The sequence below is a fragment of the Paenibacillus sp. J31R34 genome (assembly GCF_059383715.1).
On record NZ_JBXENU010000016.1, the window covers coordinates 77,685 to 95,603 of the forward strand.

Here is a 17,919-nt window from a genome sequence, read left to right on the forward strand (position 1 = left end):
AGCATATGCGGTTATTTCGTACATTACTTATGTTTGCCATCATCACTAGCCTGATTACAGGCACGGTATCTGCCAGCAGTGCGGAAGACACTGGTTCGCAAAAGGAGACGAAATCGGCGGCTGAAGCCCGCCATTATTTGTATTTGATTAAAAAGGACGGCAAATACGGCTACATTAATCAAAGCGGGAAAATAGTCATTGATCCCGTATACGACGGCGGCTCGCGTTCCTTCTCCTTAAAGCCGAATGAGCCCGTCCAAGTTACTGACAATAAACAGAAGACGATCATCTATTTTTCGGCTGAAGGAACGAAGCTTTTTGAATGCCCTCAGACGCGCTGCGTCGGCATAATGCAGAACGAGCGTGTCATTTACAAGGAGCAAGTTAAGGGAGCAGATGGACAGCTGCAGAAGAAGTATGGTTATTTGAATGCCAAGGGAGAAAAAATAACCGAGCCTATTTTTCATAAAGCCCGTGATTTTTCCGAAGGGCTCGCCATCGTAACCATAGGTAAAGGCAGCGGCTATATTAATACGGATGGCAAACTCGTTATTCCTTATCAGTTCAGCAGTGCAACCAATTTTTCAGATGGCATGGCTTTAGTGGGCTATCTAAAAAAAAGCAAGGAAGGCGTGACAATCAAATACGGGTTTATTGATCAAACTGGAAAGCTCGTTATTCCTGCGCGCTTCAACTATGCGGATTCATTTACGGAGGGCGCTGCACGCGTGTCTTCTGGAGACACCTACGGTTTTATTAACAAGAGCGGCGAGTTTCTGTTCGAGCCCAATTACACCGCTATTCAGCCTTTCTCAGAGGGCCTTGCCTACGTTGAACGCAATGGCAAATCCTTTTTCATTAATAAACAAGGAAAAAGAGCAACCATGAACGTGAGTTCCGGTGGCCCTTTCTCAAACGGACTAGCCCCTGTTCAAGCAGGCTCATCCTTTGGCTATATCAATCAGCAAGGTGCTTATGCGATCAAACCGACGGCTGCATATAGCTATGCCGAGCCGTTCCGGGGAGAGCTGGCTGTCGTCGAGCTCCGTGAAAATTCTAAAATGAAAACGCCCGCCATGCATGCTTATATCAATAAGACAGGCGTCATCGTTTGGAACAATATTGAAGACGAAAAATGGCGGAGCTAGCTTTCTTTTTCACCCGCATGACCGTTATGCACAAAATAGTCCTGGGCTTCCATCCACTGGCGCGCCACAAAATCACGGCCTCGGACACGCACGCCCTGCTCGTAGACTTCAATATAATAGCCTTGGCTGCCGGCCTTATGCGCATCCTCATCCGTCCATAAATACGCGACGGATGCCGCGTTGAACATAGTCGCGATCTCGCCTTGCCCATCAAACACCGTATGCGGCGCACCCAGTTCCCAGTGGGTGTGCCCGGTGAACAAAATCACCTGCGGCCAGCCGGCCAGCACCTCGCGCAGCTCTTCGTCCTGATTCACGCCGTACCACTCCTGCTCCTCCAGCGATCCGGCAACGGTATTTTTCAGCGGCTGATGAAGGAATAGAAATACGGGACGCGAATCCCCGCGGTGCTCCTCCAGCTTCTCTCCAAACCATGCCAGCTGCGTGCTGGATAGCTCCGCATTTTTAGGCGTCTGTGTCTCCGACCCGAGAAAAATAAAATGGAAGCCCGCGATCCAGCGATCATAATAAACGCTGTCCATCCCCGTAAAATGCTTGAAGCTTCCAAGCTCCTGCCCTTGCTCCCAATCCTTCCACGTATCATGGTTGCCAATCGTATAAAGCACAGGCGGAAGCTTGCCGTTCTGCTTCACACGCTCGACTATCGCTGAAAACTGTAAATATTCCGCTTCTTCCCCATGATCCGTAATATCGCCAGCATGCATAATGCCAGCGCTGCCCGAAGCTGCCGCCCGTTCTTGAATATCCATAAGCGCGCGCTCAAATTGCTGATTATGCACATGATTCGGGTCAACCGTTACATGCGTATCCGTAATGACTTGAAAAAACATCAGCGGCTCGCCGAGGTTAGGCGCCGTATTCTTTTCACACCACAAACTAACCTTCTTCATCATTAAAACTCCTTTTGCTGCTTTGCTTCCTTAACCTTAGCTGCCTCGCTGCTCTAGCTCCGTTAATTTCCTCTAACCGCCGCCCCATGCGCGCTAATGCTCATATTCAGCCCAACAACGCCGATCACAATAACTCCGACCCATAGCAGAGCCGAGAGCGGGATTCGCTCGCCGAACCAGATATAGCCAGCCCCTGTAATGAGCGTAATGCCTACACCTGACCATACCGCATACGCAACGCTTACATGCATATAACGCAGGGCAAAGTTCAGGCAGGTAAAGCTGCTTCCATAAAAAATAAACATAGCAATCGACGGAATCACGCGCGTAAAGCTCGCCGATAGTTTCATCGATATTGTTCCAGACAACTCCAGCACAATTGCCAGTGCCAGCCATAGATAGCCCACTATTTACTCACCCTTCAGTATGAGCTTCCTCCACAACAAGCTGCGAATAGGAAGCAATGATGACATCCGCCGAGGGAAGCACGCTCGCGGCCTGATTCGCTATGCCGATACATAATGCCGCCCCCGCTGCCTGCCCCATTCTCATGTCGCCATCGGTATCGCCAATAATAGCAATCGACGAAGGGACAACACCAAGCTCCTGGCAAGCCAGCTCCAGCATGTCGGGATACGGCTTGCTGCGCGGCACGAGATCCGCTCCTATAACGACGGAGAAATAGGGCAGCAGCCCCATCCACTCTAAATGCTCACGCGCCGCTTCGGTATCATCGGCCGTGACGATGCCGAGCTTCAGCCCTGCCTTTTTGCACTGTTCAATAAAAGGGATAACGCCCGCAAGCGGGATGGCAGCTTTTCGTCTTTTCAGCTCCAAATCAGCCTCTTCCTTGCTTTCCCTCACTAGCTGCATCGATTCGCCCCAAGACAAGCCGAGCTTATAGCCTTGCAAGGCTGCAATGGCATACAAGTCATTCATCGTCCCCATCGCAAGCGGACCGTTGCGGTCATACGCGCATACATTCCCCGCCGCATCAAGGCTGGTTCCCCAGAGGGAGGGGAACATCCCTTTGGACAGCAGCAAGCCTTTAGCCGCAAGGCGCTCCGTATAGCGGCTCGCCAGCAGCTCGCTCCAATTCCCCCACATCGAGACAAAATCAATAATCGTTCCATCTTTATCAAAAAGAATGGCTTCAACGTCACAGGGCTTGCCTTCGTCAACCTTAAGGCTAGCAACTGGATGCTGCTTCCCTTGCGCTTTTTCCTGATTTCGCTGCTGTTCCTGACTTCGCTGTTGTTCCTGCTCTATGCCATCTTCCCTTCCAGCTAGACGAGCTAAACGATCCATCATCGCTTATTTGCCCTTTAGCGCCTTATCCAGCTCACGCTGCGCGGTTTCCTTAGCCTGCTTCAGCGCCTTCTCTGCCGAAATATTCTCGATTTGCACCTGATCAGCCGCTACAGTCAGCGCATCGCTGATTTTGCCGCCTGTCGGGTCAAGAAATGGCTTCGAGCCATGCGACGCTTGCTGCAAAGGCACTTTAATTTGCGGATTTGTCTCGCTGAATGCCTTAAAAGCTGGATCATCTTGTGCAGATAAACGTACCGCAATGTAACCTGTGTTCATCGACCACGATGCCGTATTTTCGCTTCCCGTGAAGAACGACAGCCATTTAAAGGCCGCTTCCTTCTGCTCATCCTTCGCTTTTGCAGGAACGCCCGCCATAATTGCTCGAGCGACTGGCTTGCCTTCGCCTACACCTTCCCAGCCCGGCTGCTGCATAGCGCCAACGATGCTGAAATCCAGATCGCCTTGGTCACCGCTTGAACCCGTATAGCCTGCCGCTTGGCCTTTCATTACATCATCAATCGTTTTGTACCAGTACTCCCAGCCTTGTCCACCGGAGTGAATCGCCATCGTTTTATCTTCATGCAGCCATTTTCGGAATAAATCCCATGTCTCAATCCATTCCGGCGAATCGAATACAACCGTCTTTCCGTCATCACTCAAAATTTTGCCGCCCTTGCTGAGCGTCGCATCAATCATATTGTCTGCGCCCCACATCGGTTCCCAGCCATAGAAGGTCGTTTTGCCGCCTTCCTTCACCGCCATTTTCTCAGCCGCTGCCGCAAGGTCCTCCCACGTTTTGATATCCTCCGGCTTGATGCCCGCTTTCTCGAAAGTATCCAAGCGATAATACATGAGCTGAGTCGTACCATACATCGGCATAAAATACTGCTTGCCTGCTACTTGTCCTTGCTCTAGAAACGTTTGGATAAAATCCTCTTTCTTAAAATCTGGCGCAGCGGCGATATAGCCATCCAGCGGCTCAAAATACCCTTTAGCCGCCCAATCCACATTGGAGGCCAGCACCGCAGCGGGAGGCTGTCCAGCGGCAATAGCTGCCTGAAGCTTTTGCTCCGTTTCATTGTAATCCGCTTGAACGACACCTTTGACGATGACCTCGCTTTGCGATTCATTGAATTTCTTAATAATGGCTTCTACATTTTCGCCCAGCTTGCCGCCAAGGCCGTACCAAAACTCAATTTGCACCGGCGCTTTCGGCGCCTCCGAGGCTGCTGCCGATTGCTCAGGCGTACTGCTGCTGCTCGCTCCACCTGTCTGCGTGTTTGCCGTCTGTCCACATGCGCTAAGCGTCACCATTGCAAGTGTGAGCGACATTGTGCTCACCCATTTCATTTTTTTCAACATGGTCCATTCCTCCACTTTTTATTATTTTAATTGCGTAAAGCTACCCCTTAATGCCAGAAGATAAGTTAACACTCTGCATAATCGTCCGCTGGGCGAACAGAAACAGCAGCAAGAGCGGAATAATTGTGAAAGAGCTTGCCGCCATAATGAGCGGCCATTTCAGCCCGTAAGCACCCCCTTCCACGAAGAAGCTGCGCAGTCCCGCCGACACGAGCTGGAGATCGGGATTTTTCGTAATAAGCATCGGCCAAAAATAATTGTTGTACTGCGAGATGAACGTAATGAGTGCAAGCACTACGAACGAGGCACGGGTCAGCGGCACCATAATCGTCCATAAAATTCGGCTGTGCGATGCACCATCGATTTGCCCGGCCTCCACCATCTCATGCGACACTTGCAGAAAGGCCTGTCTGATGAGAAAAATCGAGAAGACGCTGACCGCGTTTGATATAATTAGGCCCGCATATGAATCTAGCAAATAGAGCTTGGATAAAATCATATAGCTGGGCAAATACACCGCTGTGCTTGGAATCATGTAACCGAGCATAATAATGCTGGTCAAAAAACCTTTTAACCGAAATCTCATATGGGTCAAAGCGTAAGCCATCATCGCTGAATTAATAATTTGCAAAAGGACAATGGCGCCCGCAACAATTACGCTGTTGGCAATGTATTGACCGAAGGGTGCTGCAAGCCACGCCTCCACATAATTGCTCCATAACGGCACCTCCGGCCATAATGTCGGTGGAAACTGCCAAATCTCATCGTTTGTCTTCAGCGCGCTTGTCATCATCCAATAGAATGGAAATGCCATTGCGAGCGCAATAGCCAGCAAGCTAATATGCCGCAGCGCCAGCCCTGCTTGGTAAACAGCCTTCATAACTCCAAATTCCTCCCTATTAGCTAGTTGTAATGCACCATTTTGCGGCTGACCGTGAAGGATAGAACGGACAATAGAACGCAAATGACGATCATAACGATAGAAATCGACGACGCTTCGCCAACCTGGAATGATTCGAAGGCCGATTGGTAATACAGATACAGCAGCGTCCGAGTCGAGCCTGATGGACCGCCCTGCGTCAATACATTAATGGAATCGTAAGCTTGCAGCGCCTCGATCGTCTGCACAACGAACAGGAAGAACGTTGTTGGCGAGATAAGCGGCAGCGTTACGTTCAGAAATTTTTGAACAGCCCCGGCTCCATCCAGCCCTGCCGCCTCCAGCATATCCGTCGGCACGCTTCGCAGCGCTACAATGTAGAAGATCATCGCCCATCCGACCGATTTCCAGATGCCCACCAGCAGCACCCCGACCAATGCCCATTTGGGGTCTTGCAGCCAGCCAATTGCCGGAAGCCCTATCGCCCCTAAAATCGTATTGCCTAGCCCCACCTTAGGCTCTAATATCCATGACCAGACGATTGAAACGGCCACCGTTGGCGTTACCCAGGGCGCAAATACGAGCGTTCGATACAGAGCGGAGCCCTTAAGCGAGCGCCCAAGCAGCAGCGCCAGCCCCAGCCCACCTGCCATAATAGGCAGCACACTGCCGAGACAGAATAGAAGCGTCACCCTCAGCGACTGGTAGAAGGCGGGATTTTGCAGCAAATATACATAATTGTCCAAGCCGACGAACAGCTTATCCGGACTCATAAAGTCCCATTCCACAAAGCTCAAATAAAAGACATACACCAGCGGCGCCAGCCAGAAGACCGTAATTGGAATCATTGCCGGCAGCGTAAACAGCACTGCTTTTAACTCGTTCAACCATCCTGTCCGTTTCAATACCTAAACTCTCCATTCAATAAAAATTTAATTAATGACCTTTTTAGCCGTTTTACCGAAATAAAAATCTATAAATTCAAAATTTATTGTATACTCATTATGTCGTAGAACTATTAACGCATCGTCATCACCAGCTTAATTTCTTGTAAAGATACAAATATAAAGCTGAATTTTTAAGAGTTCGCTATAATATGGACAAGAGGCAGACGGGAGAAATGGAGGATGGTTATGCCAGACCATACGGAGGAGCAGGAGACGCAGCGGCTAGCCTTGCGCCAAACGATGATTGACGCAATCGCGCAAACGATGAATTTATACGGGGCGAACTATTCGTTCGGACAATTATATGGCATTATGTTTTTTGAGGATAAGCCGATGACGCTCGATGAGATGAAGGCGCATATGAATATGAGCAAAAGCAACATGAGCTACGCTGTACGCTCGTTAATGTCATCGCAAATGATTATGAAGCTGCCAGAGAAGCGGGAGCGGCAGGATCTGTATCAGGCGGAGACCGATTTTTTCAAAACGTTCCAAAACTTTTTCACCTCAAAGCTTCAGCACGAAGTGGATGTTATGACAGAAGCCGCCGAATCGACTATTCCGCTGCTCAGCGAGCTGATTCTGGACATGAAGACGAGCGAGGAGGAGCGTATGCGCTGCTTGGAGGATTTGCAGAAGCTGCGGCATGCTGTGCAATATTACGCTTGGCTCCAGCAATTCGTGGACCAGCTCAAGGCGGGAGCCTTTTTTGAAAAAGGTACCTGAGCATGTTCTACGTCTCAATGTTGGCGTCGTGAGGCGCTGCCATCCATTGCATCGACGTTTGAGGGCAACTACCTTAACGGACAAACAAAAAGCGGCCCCATGCAAATGCATGGAGCCGCTAGCCGCTTTTATCGTGTGGCAACGTTTCTTCAATACCTATATAATGATCCAGCAGAAGCTGCCGGTCACGCTTGTCCTACGAGCTACTAGCTGCTAACTAAGAGCTAAGCTACTGCGAGCCTGCAGGCTACGAGCTGCTGCCAACCTCTTTCGCATCCTCGGAGCGTACCTCGTGAGCAAACGACTCGGCTGCCGATTCCGCTGCTTCCTCTTCGGAAATTTCCTTCTGAGGAGCCAGCACGGTCACAACGACCTGCTCGGGATCGGACTTCACTTCTACACCGCTCGGCACCTCGATATCGCTGACGAGCAGGTTGCTGCCCATCTCCAAATCCGCCACGTTCAGCTCAATGGAATCTGGAATGCTGCCCGGCAAACACTGCACCTCAAGCTCATGGAGCATCACCTGCAAAATGCCGCCTTCCTTCACCCCGTTCGATTCACCCAAGAAGTCGATACGGACCTGCGTCTTCACTTCTTCATTCATGTTAATTTGATGAAAATCCACATGCAGCACTTGGCGCGATACCGGATCACGCTGTACATCCGTTATCATAACCGGCTTTTTGCCATGGGATGGAATATTCAGTTCCAGTACGGCCTTTGGATGCGAACGGAGCAAAGCCAGCAATTCTTTCTCTTCAAGCAAAACAGATGTAGATTGGGACAGCTGTTTGCCATATACCACGGCAGGCACTTTGCCCCGCTGTCTCAGGGAGCGCAGCTCACCGTTTGTAAGAGCAGTTCTTGTTTCGGCAATCATCGAGTTAGACATCATGGAAACCTCCTAGAAAAGTGATATTCCATATAGCTTTACCCTAATGAGCCAAAAAATAAACAAACCTAAACGGCGCTTCCTTTTTTAGGGCAGCTTTAGAAGCAGCATTCGCTTCGCCGTGATATATAATTAACCCTTCTTGCTCTTATCCTTCTTCGCTTTCGCACGATTACGAATCTTCTCGGCGTAGCCTTCCTTATTCTCCTGACGGGCACGCGCAACCGCTAGATCGCCTGCTGGCACATCCTTTGTAATCGTCGAGCCAGCAACGACAAAAGCGCCGTCGCCAATCTTCACTGGAGCAATTAAATTAACGTTGCTGCCGACAAAGGCGCCATCGCCAATTTCCGTCACCGACTTATTGAAGCCGTCGTAATTGACCGTTATCGCTCCGCAGCCGATGTTCACGTCTTTACCGACTACTGCATCGCCCACATAGCTCAAATGCGATACCTTGCTGCCGTCGCCAAGCGTAGCATTTTTCAGCTCGACAAAATCGCCGATTTTGCAGTCTTCGCCCAGCTTGGAGCCGGGACGCAAATTCGCGTATGGCCCAACCGAGCTTTTATTTCCGACTTCTGATTCGGCGATAACCGAATATTTAACGCTAACGCCGTCTCCGATGACTGAATCCTGAATATCCGCATTTGGCCCAATGATGCAATCCTCGCCAATAACCGTAGAACCGCGCAGCACCGTGCCTGGGTAAATAACCGTGTCGGCACCAATTTGCACATCTGCTTCTATATAAGTGGATGCTGTATCAATAATCGTAACACCTTCAATTAAATGCTTGCGGTTAATGCGCGCCCGCATCAAGCCTTCCGCTTCAGCAAGCGCTACACGGTCATTAATGCCGATCGCTTCCGCCGTATCCTCTGTGCAATAGCCTTGAACGGACTCGCCTGCTTGGCGGAAAATGCCAATGACATCAGTCAAATAAAACTCGCCTTGGGCATTATTGCTTGTTACCTTGGCAAGCGCCTCGAACAGCTTGCGGTTATCAAACACGTACGTACCCGTATTGATTTCCTTCGTCGCTGCTTCCTCTGGCGTGCAATCCTTCTGCTCGACGATTCTCTCAACCTCGCCGCTCTCGCCGCGAATAATTCGTCCATAGCCTGTCGGATCAACGAAAGAAGCCGTCAGCACCGTTGCCGCCGCTCCGCTCGACTGCTGCAAAGCCAGCATCGCCTGAATCGTCTCTGCACGCACCAGCGGCGTATCGCCGCAAATAACGATCGTTTTGCCGTCTTCTGCGCCAATCAGCGCTTCAGCTTGACGCACCGCATGGCCCGTACCGAGCTGCTGCTCCTGCAGCACATATTCCGCCTGCTCGCCCAAATAAGCTTTAACCATCTCTGCGCCATGGCCAACGATGACAACCGTCCGCTCGCTAGCCGCCTGTTTTACCGTATCCAGCACATGGCCTACCATCGGTTTGCCGCATACGTGATGAAGCACTTTATATCGTTTGGATTTCATCCGCTTGCCTTGACCTGCTGCAAGCACAATCGCCATTACTTTCAATTGCTATTCCTCCCAAGTTAAAAGTCTAGTGAGCACAAGCGCCTGCAACATGAAAACCGCTTTTCTCTACCAGGCTCTGAATCTTTGTTGTCCTATTATATATATGGCCTGCCGCATCCATCTATCTACAAGAATATATCCCATCTTGGGCAAAAAGAAAAGGGAGCCCCCTTGGCCCCCTTATCTCTTCATGCAGATACTGATTTTTGCCCTCTAACGAAGCTGCTATTAAGCACCCTCTTCAATGGCCACTTCTTCTTCCGTTGCAGCGCGCTCGTACTCAGCGAGTACGGCAGCTTGAATTTTCTCCCGAGTGGTCGAAGAAATCGGATGAGCGATATCTCGGAATTCTCCATCGGGGGTACGCTTGCTCGGCATTGCAACAAACATTCCATTGTTTCCGTCGATTACACGGATATCGTGAACGACGAATTCGTTGTCAATCGTGATGGAAGCAATAGCCTTCATGCGACCTTCCGAATTGACACGGCGGAGTCTTACATCAGTAATTTGCACTTGTGTTCACCACCTTTGCCTATCTGGGACTTGGTGTAATATTCCACATTTTTGTGCCAATTCCTTCTCCTATTTTGGAAAAAACATGCATATTTTTAAAAAAATTTTCTATTTGAATTTTATCTGACGCTATTCGACAGGAATCGCTGCAATCACTTCAATTTCGACAAGGACATCCTTCGGAAGCCTTGCTACTTCTACTGCCGAACGTGCTGGTTTGTGGTCACCAAAGTAAGAAGCATACACTTCATTCATCGCCACAAACTGGTTCATGTCCTTCATAAAGACGGTTGCCTTCACTACATTTTGCAGTGTTGCTCCCGCTTCGGCAAGCACAGCCTCCAGGTTGCGGAATACTTGGTTCGCCTGCACCGTAATATCGCCCGTCACAAGCTCGCCAGCTGCGTTAAGCGGAATTTGCCCCGATGTAAAAAGAAGTCCCCCAAGCTGAATCGCTTGTGAATAAGGTCCGATAGCGGCAGGCGCCTTATCTGTTGCAATAACCTTCGGTTCTAAATGCTGTGACATCATTTATTCCAACCCTTCTTTAGTTATAATCGTTATTCTGTGCGAAAATAATTGCCTGGTATGACCGTCGTCTGCTTGGTCTTCAAATCTACGGCCGTCAGCTTCGCTAACGACACATAATCTTCAAGCAGTCGTTCTTCGAGCTCCACCTCGCCCGATTCTACAAAGACGCCAACGCCGGCAACGGTCGCCTTGAATTCAAAGAGCAGATCCATCATCCCTTGAATGGTGCCGCCTGCTTTCATGAAGTCATCAATAATAAGCACGCGGGACTGCTCCTTAAGTGCGCGCCTAGCAAGAGACATCGTTTGAATGCGTTTATTAGAGCCAGAGACGTAATTGATGCTAACCGCAGAGCCTTCCGTCACCTTATTATCTCGGCGTACGATAACGACGGGCAGATTCAGGCAGGCAGCCGTTGCGTAAGCGAGCGGGATGCCCTTCGTCTCTACCGTCATAATGACATCAATTTTCCTAGCGGCAAAAGCGGTCGCAAACATGCGGCCGATATCAGCCAGCAGCTCAGGCTGGCCAAGCATATCCGTCATATACAAATAACCGCCAGGGAGCACCCGTTCAGGCTGCTCCAGCTGACGACAAATATTATTCATAATGTCGCGTGCATCAGAGGCATGCATCTTCGGTGCGAACTTTACGCCGCCTGCGGCGCCCGCAAGGGTGTTAAGCTCGCCAATGCCCTCTTCTTCAAATACTTCTTTAATGATCGCCAGATCCTCGCTAATGGACGATTTGGCTGACTGATAGCGGTCCGCAAAAGCTGTTAGCGAGATTAACGTATGTGGGCGACTTAGCAGGTATTGCGTCATCTCTACCAGTCTTGCGCTGCGTTTTAACTTTTTCAAGGAATTCTCCCCCTGCTAAAATCCGAATATTATAATGTTAATATAACATTTTTATACGGATTTAATCAAGGAAAACGTCACTTTTATGTTAGCATTCTTACCACGTAAACTTCCTTGCAAAAACCGCGCAGCCCATTATAAATACGCGGAAGCTTACCTTCTTTCGATACTAGCCCGAATACCGTCGGCCCGCTGCCTGACATTAACACGCCATCCGCTCCGAGACGAATCATGCTCTCCTTGAGCTGGCGCACCTCCGGATATAGATCAAGCGTTACCGATTCCAGCACATTGCCAAGTCCCCCGCACACATCGGCGAAGGAACCGCGCTGAATAGCTGACACCATGTCGGCAGCAGACGGATGCTGGTCAATGCCCGCTACCCGAAACTTGCCGTACACGTCTGCGGTGGAAACATTGATTGGGGGCTTCGCAAGGACGACCCAGCACTGCGGCGGACTTTCGATCGGCTCCAGACGCTCGCCGCGTCCGGTAGCGATGGCAGTCCCGCCCGTTACGCAAAACGGTACGTCAGAGCCAAGCTCCGCTCCAAGCGTACACAGCTCCTGCTCAGGGATGTTCAGCTGCCACAGCCTGTTCAGCCCTCTAAGGGCTGCTGCCGCGTCGCTGCTGCCGCCGGCAAGGCCAGCGGCAACCGGAATCTTTTTGTCCAAATGAATATATACACCTTTACGCACATCATAGCGGTCTTTAATAAGCCGCGCTGCCTGAAACGCCAGGTTCTTCTCATCTAAAGGTATGTAGCCGGCCTGGCTCGATATGATAATCGTGTCGCGCGGCAGCTCCTGCATTTCGAGACGGTCTGCAAGGTCTACCATCGTCATGATCATCTCGACCTCGTGGAAGCCATCTTCACGCTTGCGAAGCACATCGAGCAACAAATTGATTTTAGCCGGAGCTTTTTCATAAATTTTCATCCTAAGCTCTCCCGTTCCTATCATTAACTTATCCAATATTATAGCAAACGGGCAGAAGAAAAGCTAAGAGTCCTGCCGCTTATATACAGAGCGGCGACTCTTAGCCGATTATTGCCGTTTTTGCGTTGCATTCCAGGTGCCCAGTTAAGGCCGATTGATTCCATTTGCCGCGGCTTGCTCCGCCATCTGGATCGCCCGCTTGACCATATTGCCAGCATCTTTGGCGCGTATGCCGCCCCAGCCTTCCTTTTGTACCGTATCATAAAAACCTAGATCCTTCGCCAGCTCATACTTCAATTCCTCGGACATTACACTGCGTCTTCTACGGCTCATGCGTGAGGTCCTCCCTTGCTGCTGAATTGGTTATGCCCCCTTAGTATGCGACAACCTAGCCGCCCTATACGCTTGACCACCAACCGACCGCTTCCAGCTTGGAAAATGAAAAAAAACGCGAAGAACTTTCGTCTCCGCGTTTAGTATAGCCTATCGGCATCTATAGATCTGATGTTATGTCTGGGTAATTCGGACTTGACCTTCATCATTGCATACGGTCACTTCCACCGACTCCGTCAGTATATCCGCATAACTGTAGGAAACACGCTTGAATGACTGCGATTCCTGATCCAGTTTAACAATGAAAACAGAAGGGTAGGTTTCTTCCAACACACCGGTGCGCTCAACGGTCTTACGACGACCGCCATTTGCTCGCAGACGAATCTTGGAGCCCACATGAGCTTCCAAATTGCGTTTTATATCCAGTAGGGCATTTTTTGCCATTGTCCACTACCACCTCTTTCCTTGTCCATTATAACAAAATGGAGAGGGGTTGTCAAACAAAGCAAAATATTATATCAGTCAACTTATTTAATTGTCAACGGTGTTTTCATCCATTTTTATCATTCCATGAATAATTTATCGAAAAATTATGAAATCAATGGAGCCGAGAACGGTTGCGAGTCTCAACTGCACTCGGCCATTTGTTAAGAAATGCTTTGCAAGGATGACTCTGCTGCCTTAATTTTAGGCTTTGGCAAGCCAATGCGGTACCTTCCCAGCGTCTCAATGCCGCCTACGCCATCAATACCGCTGATCGTGCCATGAATGACATCTGCCAGGTTAATGGTATCGCGTATGGACGTATAGCTTGCTTTGATTGCAATGTATACCGGGTCTAACGCATGAATCAAAATTCTCCCGGGCGAGCTTGCGAAGTTCGAGCCGGCTTGCAGCAGCGCTTCAAAATGCGACTGGCACGCTCCTGCAATGACGACAAGGCCGTCGCGATTCTTCTCGTAATCCCGCGCTACGCGGACCGCGTTATAGAAGCTCTGCGAGTTTTTATAGCTGCTCAGGCTGTGCAGATCTGCTTCCAGCCTTGTTTTTAGCACGCCGTCATGCCCCGTAATGACCACAATGTCCGGCTTCACTTGAGGCAGCAGCCGATAAAGCAAATCAGCCATCTGTGACTCATGCGCATGCACGCCATGCGCCGGTACGTTCATCGTCTGGTACAGCTGCATGCTTTTACGCAAATAATTGCCGTCACCGTCCAAATGCAGCACTTTGCCGGGCACCTCGAAGAAAGGCTGGCTTTGTGGCATCGCATGCCGAATATCCGCCTTCACCTGAACGGCCATTTGCTCATGCTGCTGACGTATGCGGCTTAGCGAGTCATTTACTTTCACTCGGACCAGTTGCGTAGCTTTTTCTTTCTTTGGATCGCGAACAACCGATAAATCAGGAATCGGTGCATCCGCAAGCAATCGGTAATCCGTGCCTTTCAACAGGGCATGATCCGTTCGAACAGCTTCTACGCGGAATAGCACGTCACCGCCATACGATTTGCGGACGACCAGCTCCCCTTGCTCCATAGGTAAATCACCTCTTCGTCTATCCTATGGGCAAATGGCGTGTAGTGTGCGGAAAAATCAAACGGGCGCCCCGGAGCGATTGCCCGGCGGCGCCCATCTTTATTTAGCCTCTCCAGCCCACTTCCAAAAATGCGCGGCTGATCTTGGCGAATTCCTCCAGCGACAGCGTTTCACCCCGCCGCGCAGGATCGATCGCAAGCCCCTGCAGCAGCGTTGTCAACGCCTCCCGCTGTTCTTTGCCCACAAGCGCCGTCAAATTGTTGTAGAGCGTCTTGCGGCGCTGTGCGAAGCTGGCCTGCACAATGCGGAAGAAATGTGCCTCATCGGGCACATCAACAGCCGGCTTGTCCCGCAGCGCAAGCTTAATAACCGCCGAGTCTACATTCGGCTGAGGTATGAACACCGTATGAGGAACTGTACAGACGAGCTTAGGCTCGCAATAATACTGCACAGCCACGCTCAGGCTGCCGTATTCCTTGCCACCCGGCTTCGCTGCCATCCGCTGTGCGACTTCCTTCTGGATCATGACGACGATATTTTCCAGCGGCAGGCGCTCCTCCAGCAGCTTCATCAGAATTGGGGTCGTCACGTAATAAGGCAGGTTCGCCACGACGCTGACGCCCGTTACGCCGCTGAAACGCTCTTCGAACAGCTGCTTCAGGTCTAGCTTGAGCACATCGCCGTGCACGATGCCCACATTCGCCTCGTTTTCGAAAATATCATGCAAAATCGGAATAAGCCGATTGTCGATTTCCACAGCAGTTACGGTACCCGCAACTGCCGCAAGGCGCTGCGTCAACGCTCCGATACCAGGGCCGATCTCAAGTGCCCCTTTTGTCTCGTCAAGCTCAGCTGCACTGACTATATTGTTTAATATATTTTGGTCAATGAGAAAGTTTTGTCCTAAGCTCTTCTTAAAGGAAAACCCGTACTTTGCAATTATTTCCTTCGTCCGTTTAGGCGTGGCTACCTCTGCGGTCTTAACCGCGCTTTTATTCAACCCTTGTTGCTCCGTCATACGCCCTCGTCACCCCTGTTCCTGTTGTTCCATGGCTTGCAGCGCCTTCTCAAACTCCTCGCGCGTAATGCAGAAGCTTGTGCAGCGCTTATAGAACTGCTTCCCATTAGCGTAGCCGATTCCCAGCAGCTTGCCCATAACCAGCCGCCGCTTCGCCGCTTCCTCATGCACGATTAAGCCAGCCGCCATCAAATCATCCCAAGTAATGGCCCCCACGCTTTCAGCCGTTTCTGTCCGCAGCTCCGAGAGCGCCTGCCTGATTGCATCAGGAGCCGCATTCTCAATGCCGATATCCCCTTTATAGGAGGCCAGCTCCTGCGGTAAAAAAGCATGCTTGCAGCCCGGTACGCGCTGAGCGACGATTTTGCGAATACGCTCTCCTGCATGGTCCGGATCTGTAAATATAATAACGCCACGGCGCTCCTGTGCCAGCGCAATGCGCCGCAGCACATCCTCACCAATGGCCGATCCATTCGTCTCAATCGTATCGGCTTCAACGGCCCGCTTAATCGCCACCGTATCCTCTTTGCCTTCTACTACAATCATTTCCTTGATCACATCGAACAATCCTTTCGCAAAGGGAAACTTATCCATGCATATATTTCAAAAAAATGGGCGATTGCTGCAACAACAACCCGCTCATTCGCGTCTGTTTTATTATACCCCCAATTAGCTATTCAAGCGAATCTTACGCAAACAAAAAGAAGAGGCAAGGCCTCTTCCGTAACCTGTCATATTTAGCTTATAATTGCGATAAACTAGAGCACAATCCATAAAGAACTGATGCTAATTAGCTAAGCGATGGCTTATTAGGACCAATCACATAGACGGTAAAACCTTTTTTCTTCCCGAATTGATTAGCTTGCTTTTCACTGTCAAAATACACATCGATCTTATTACCCTTGATCGCACTTCCGGTATCTTCAGCGCGGCGGAAACCAATACCCTCGATGTACACCCACCAACCGAGTGGAATGACATCCGGGTCAACGGCAATCGTCCGTCCTTCCGATACTTTAGCACCAGAAGCCGTAATACCGTAATCCGGGTGGCCTTCGCTCTTGCCCGTCGAAGCTAAGCCAGCTGAATAAGCCGTCAAGGTGACGTTGCTAAGCACCTTTTTGGATGTGAGCGTGGTGCCGTCTACCGTTACATTGTTGCTGGTTGTCGCTGTGGACAGCACAGTAACCTTAGGCTCCGGCTTTTTCGTACCGATTGCAACGACCTGATTAACCGCAGCCGATTCAACTACCTTGTCTACTACTTTCTTGGAGACAAGCACGCCATCTTCAAACTGCTTCTCAATTTTGATCGTTACGACGCCTTCTTTGCCCGTCTGCACAACCTTTTCCTTGCCTACTTCCAGGTTCGGATCTTCCTTCTTCACAATGGTGAACGGTGTTGTGCTGGACGACTTGCCTAGCTTCGTATCGACGCGAATGACCGTTACGGTCATATCCGCGCTGACGCCCGAGCCAAGCGAAGGTAATACTTTATCATCATCTTCAACAGGAATATTTAATTTCTTTATCGCTGCCTGCACGGTTTTCTCTGTCGTGTACACCGTTGATGTCTTGCCATCAGCTTTTACAAGTAGCGGTACCGCATGCTTAATCTCAAAGCGGTCCCCTTCCTTTACTGCCGTATTCAGAGGTACAGATACCTCATCATGCGGGCCAATTGTAATAGCTTGTTCATCCAGTAGGCGTTGCAGGACCCATTGTTTCGTTGAAACAACAGTTTCTTGTCCATTCACTACTACGGATACGCTTTTGTCAGCCGATCCGTACAACAACACCAAAAACATGAAAGTCATAGCGATTGAGATCGTAGTACTCAAAAGAATCAAACGCAAGTTTTCACGCTTCCATCGCAATGCGAAAGACATGCTGGATGATCGTTTCCCATGGGTCTCACTTGCTTGAATAATGCCCACTTCATCGGTCCTCCTTCATAGCCCCGCCGTCGAATTACGCATGATACCATTGACGCGACTATAGTATATTGGCGTGCTTCTAGCACGCTCCAGTATATTTCCTCTGCAACCTCCTAGATTTACCCTATGACGACGGTTTACCCAATATTCAAAAATAAAAAGAAAGCCCGTCGACAGAGGATCTGTATCGTGGCTTCCTGGGAACGTCGAATAGACTATTCAGGAATGGTGGATGCACGAGGTTGATCACTCTCTATAAACGCTTACGAGGTTAGCTGTCGGGTTCGGGCAAGAGAGCTGCCCTATCGTCGGAAGAATGCTCATGGCAATCCCCGCCAAATTCACCCCTAGAAGAAATTCAAGTGCCCGTGCAATGTGATCCGCAATTTCCTCACAGCATCGTGCCTGGTTCCCCCGCTCTCCAAAGTTCGAAGATTAAGCGCAAACTGGAAATCCAATACAAAAATTTAAAGCTCTGAAATGAATCATACCTTCATCGGAGCCTAATTGTAAAGATCAGATAAAAACCGATTTAA

At 50.1% G+C, this 17,919-nt stretch carries 20 protein-coding genes and 1 riboswitch; of the genes, 2 read left to right on the forward strand and 18 right to left on the reverse strand.

What is annotated here, in order from left to right; genetic code table 11:
• Positions 1-5 precede the first annotated feature (5 nt).
• Positions 6-1,148, forward strand: coding sequence for a WG repeat-containing protein (locus AC50YG_RS29565; RefSeq protein WP_494832262.1), 1,143 nt, complete (start codon positions 6-8; stop codon positions 1,146-1,148).
• Here AC50YG_RS29565 and AC50YG_RS29570 read toward each other — a convergent pair.
• From AC50YG_RS29570 to AC50YG_RS29595, 6 genes are all read right to left on the reverse strand, one after another.
• The gene (locus AC50YG_RS29570; RefSeq protein WP_494832265.1) at positions 1,145-2,059 is read right to left on the reverse strand and encodes a metallophosphoesterase family protein; all 915 of its coding nucleotides are present in this window, start codon (positions 2,057-2,059) and stop codon (positions 1,145-1,147) included. The two genes, AC50YG_RS29565 and AC50YG_RS29570, sit on opposite strands and share 4 nt — an antisense overlap.
• A 62-nt stretch (positions 2,060-2,121) precedes the next feature.
• Positions 2,122-2,466, reverse strand: coding sequence for a DMT family transporter (locus tag AC50YG_RS29575; RefSeq protein ID WP_494832267.1), 345 nt, complete (start codon positions 2,464-2,466; stop codon positions 2,122-2,124).
• Between the two features lie 7 nt (positions 2,467-2,473).
• Positions 2,474-3,370, reverse strand: coding sequence for an HAD family hydrolase (locus AC50YG_RS29580; RefSeq protein WP_494832269.1), 897 nt, complete (start codon positions 3,368-3,370; stop codon positions 2,474-2,476).
• Positions 3,371-3,373: 3 nt separating this feature from the next.
• Positions 3,374-4,732, reverse strand: coding sequence for an ABC transporter substrate-binding protein (locus AC50YG_RS29585; RefSeq protein ID WP_494832271.1), 1,359 nt, complete (start codon positions 4,730-4,732; stop codon positions 3,374-3,376).
• A 40-nt stretch (positions 4,733-4,772) separates the two neighbouring features.
• Positions 4,773-5,612, reverse strand: coding sequence for a carbohydrate ABC transporter permease (locus AC50YG_RS29590; RefSeq protein WP_473755396.1), 840 nt, complete (start codon positions 5,610-5,612; stop codon positions 4,773-4,775).
• Between the two features lie 23 nt (positions 5,613-5,635).
• Positions 5,636-6,460, reverse strand: coding sequence for a carbohydrate ABC transporter permease (locus AC50YG_RS29595; protein WP_494832297.1), 825 nt, complete (start codon positions 6,458-6,460; stop codon positions 5,636-5,638).
• A gap of 285 nt (positions 6,461-6,745) precedes the next feature.
• Between AC50YG_RS29595 and AC50YG_RS29600 the strand changes: the two genes are divergently transcribed.
• Positions 6,746-7,285 (forward strand): GbsR/MarR family transcriptional regulator, encoded by a 540-nt coding sequence (locus AC50YG_RS29600; RefSeq protein ID WP_494832273.1) that lies wholly within the window; start codon positions 6,746-6,748, stop codon positions 7,283-7,285.
• Positions 7,286-7,532: 247 nt separating this feature from the next.
• Here AC50YG_RS29600 and AC50YG_RS29605 read toward each other — a convergent pair whose 3' ends face one another.
• The 12 genes from AC50YG_RS29605 to AC50YG_RS29660 form a co-directional block, all read right to left on the reverse strand.
• Complete coding sequence (locus AC50YG_RS29605) at positions 7,533-8,180, reverse strand: 50S ribosomal protein L25 (protein ID WP_494832275.1); 648 nt, start codon at positions 8,178-8,180, stop codon at positions 7,533-7,535.
• Positions 8,181-8,312: 132 nt separating this feature from the next.
• The gene (gene glmU, locus AC50YG_RS29610) at positions 8,313-9,713 is read right to left on the reverse strand and encodes a bifunctional UDP-N-acetylglucosamine diphosphorylase/glucosamine-1-phosphate N-acetyltransferase GlmU (protein ID WP_494832277.1); all 1,401 of its coding nucleotides are present in this window, start codon (positions 9,711-9,713) and stop codon (positions 8,313-8,315) included.
• 228 nt (positions 9,714-9,941) lie between these two features.
• Positions 9,942-10,229: a septation regulator SpoVG gene (gene spoVG, locus AC50YG_RS29615; protein ID WP_020620824.1), complete on the reverse strand. Its 288-nt coding sequence runs from the start codon at positions 10,227-10,229 to the stop codon at positions 9,942-9,944.
• Between the two features lie 129 nt (positions 10,230-10,358).
• The gene (locus AC50YG_RS29620) at positions 10,359-10,757 is read right to left on the reverse strand and encodes a RidA family protein (RefSeq protein ID WP_099521529.1); all 399 of its coding nucleotides are present in this window, start codon (positions 10,755-10,757) and stop codon (positions 10,359-10,361) included.
• Between the two features lie 32 nt (positions 10,758-10,789).
• Positions 10,790-11,620, reverse strand: a complete 831-nt coding sequence (gene purR / locus AC50YG_RS29625) for a pur operon repressor (RefSeq protein ID WP_341280307.1) — start codon at positions 11,618-11,620, stop codon at positions 10,790-10,792.
• A gap of 83 nt (positions 11,621-11,703) precedes the next feature.
• Positions 11,704-12,558, reverse strand: coding sequence for a 4-(cytidine 5'-diphospho)-2-C-methyl-D-erythritol kinase (gene ispE, locus AC50YG_RS29630; protein ID WP_338553799.1), 855 nt, complete (start codon positions 12,556-12,558; stop codon positions 11,704-11,706).
• A gap of 144 nt (positions 12,559-12,702) precedes the next feature.
• Positions 12,703-12,891: a small, acid-soluble spore protein, alpha/beta type gene (locus tag AC50YG_RS29635; protein WP_056034932.1), complete on the reverse strand. Its 189-nt coding sequence runs from the start codon at positions 12,889-12,891 to the stop codon at positions 12,703-12,705.
• Between the two features lie 174 nt (positions 12,892-13,065).
• Complete coding sequence (gene veg / locus AC50YG_RS29640; RefSeq protein ID WP_056034935.1) at positions 13,066-13,335, reverse strand: biofilm formation stimulator Veg; 270 nt, start codon at positions 13,333-13,335, stop codon at positions 13,066-13,068.
• A 203-nt stretch (positions 13,336-13,538) separates the two neighbouring features.
• Positions 13,539-14,429 carry a sporulation peptidase YabG gene (gene yabG, locus AC50YG_RS29645; RefSeq protein ID WP_341280306.1) on the reverse strand — a complete coding sequence of 297 codons (891 nt, stop codon included), beginning with the start codon at positions 14,427-14,429 and terminating at the stop codon, positions 13,539-13,541.
• A gap of 103 nt (positions 14,430-14,532) precedes the next feature.
• On the reverse strand, positions 14,533-15,447 hold the full coding sequence (rsmA, locus tag AC50YG_RS29650; protein WP_341280305.1) for a 16S rRNA (adenine(1518)-N(6)/adenine(1519)-N(6))-dimethyltransferase RsmA: 915 nt from the start codon (positions 15,445-15,447) through the stop codon (positions 14,533-14,535).
• Between the two features lie 9 nt (positions 15,448-15,456).
• Positions 15,457-16,005: a ribonuclease M5 gene (rnmV, locus tag AC50YG_RS29655; RefSeq protein ID WP_056034944.1), complete on the reverse strand. Its 549-nt coding sequence runs from the start codon at positions 16,003-16,005 to the stop codon at positions 15,457-15,459.
• A gap of 232 nt (positions 16,006-16,237) precedes the next feature.
• Positions 16,238-17,383, reverse strand: coding sequence for a resuscitation-promoting factor (locus AC50YG_RS29660; RefSeq protein WP_494832282.1), 1,146 nt, complete (start codon positions 17,381-17,383; stop codon positions 16,238-16,240).
• 244 nt (positions 17,384-17,627) lie between these two features.
• Positions 17,628-17,835, reverse strand: a riboswitch (cyclic di-AMP (ydaO/yuaA leader).
• Positions 17,836-17,919: the final 84 nt, after the last annotated feature.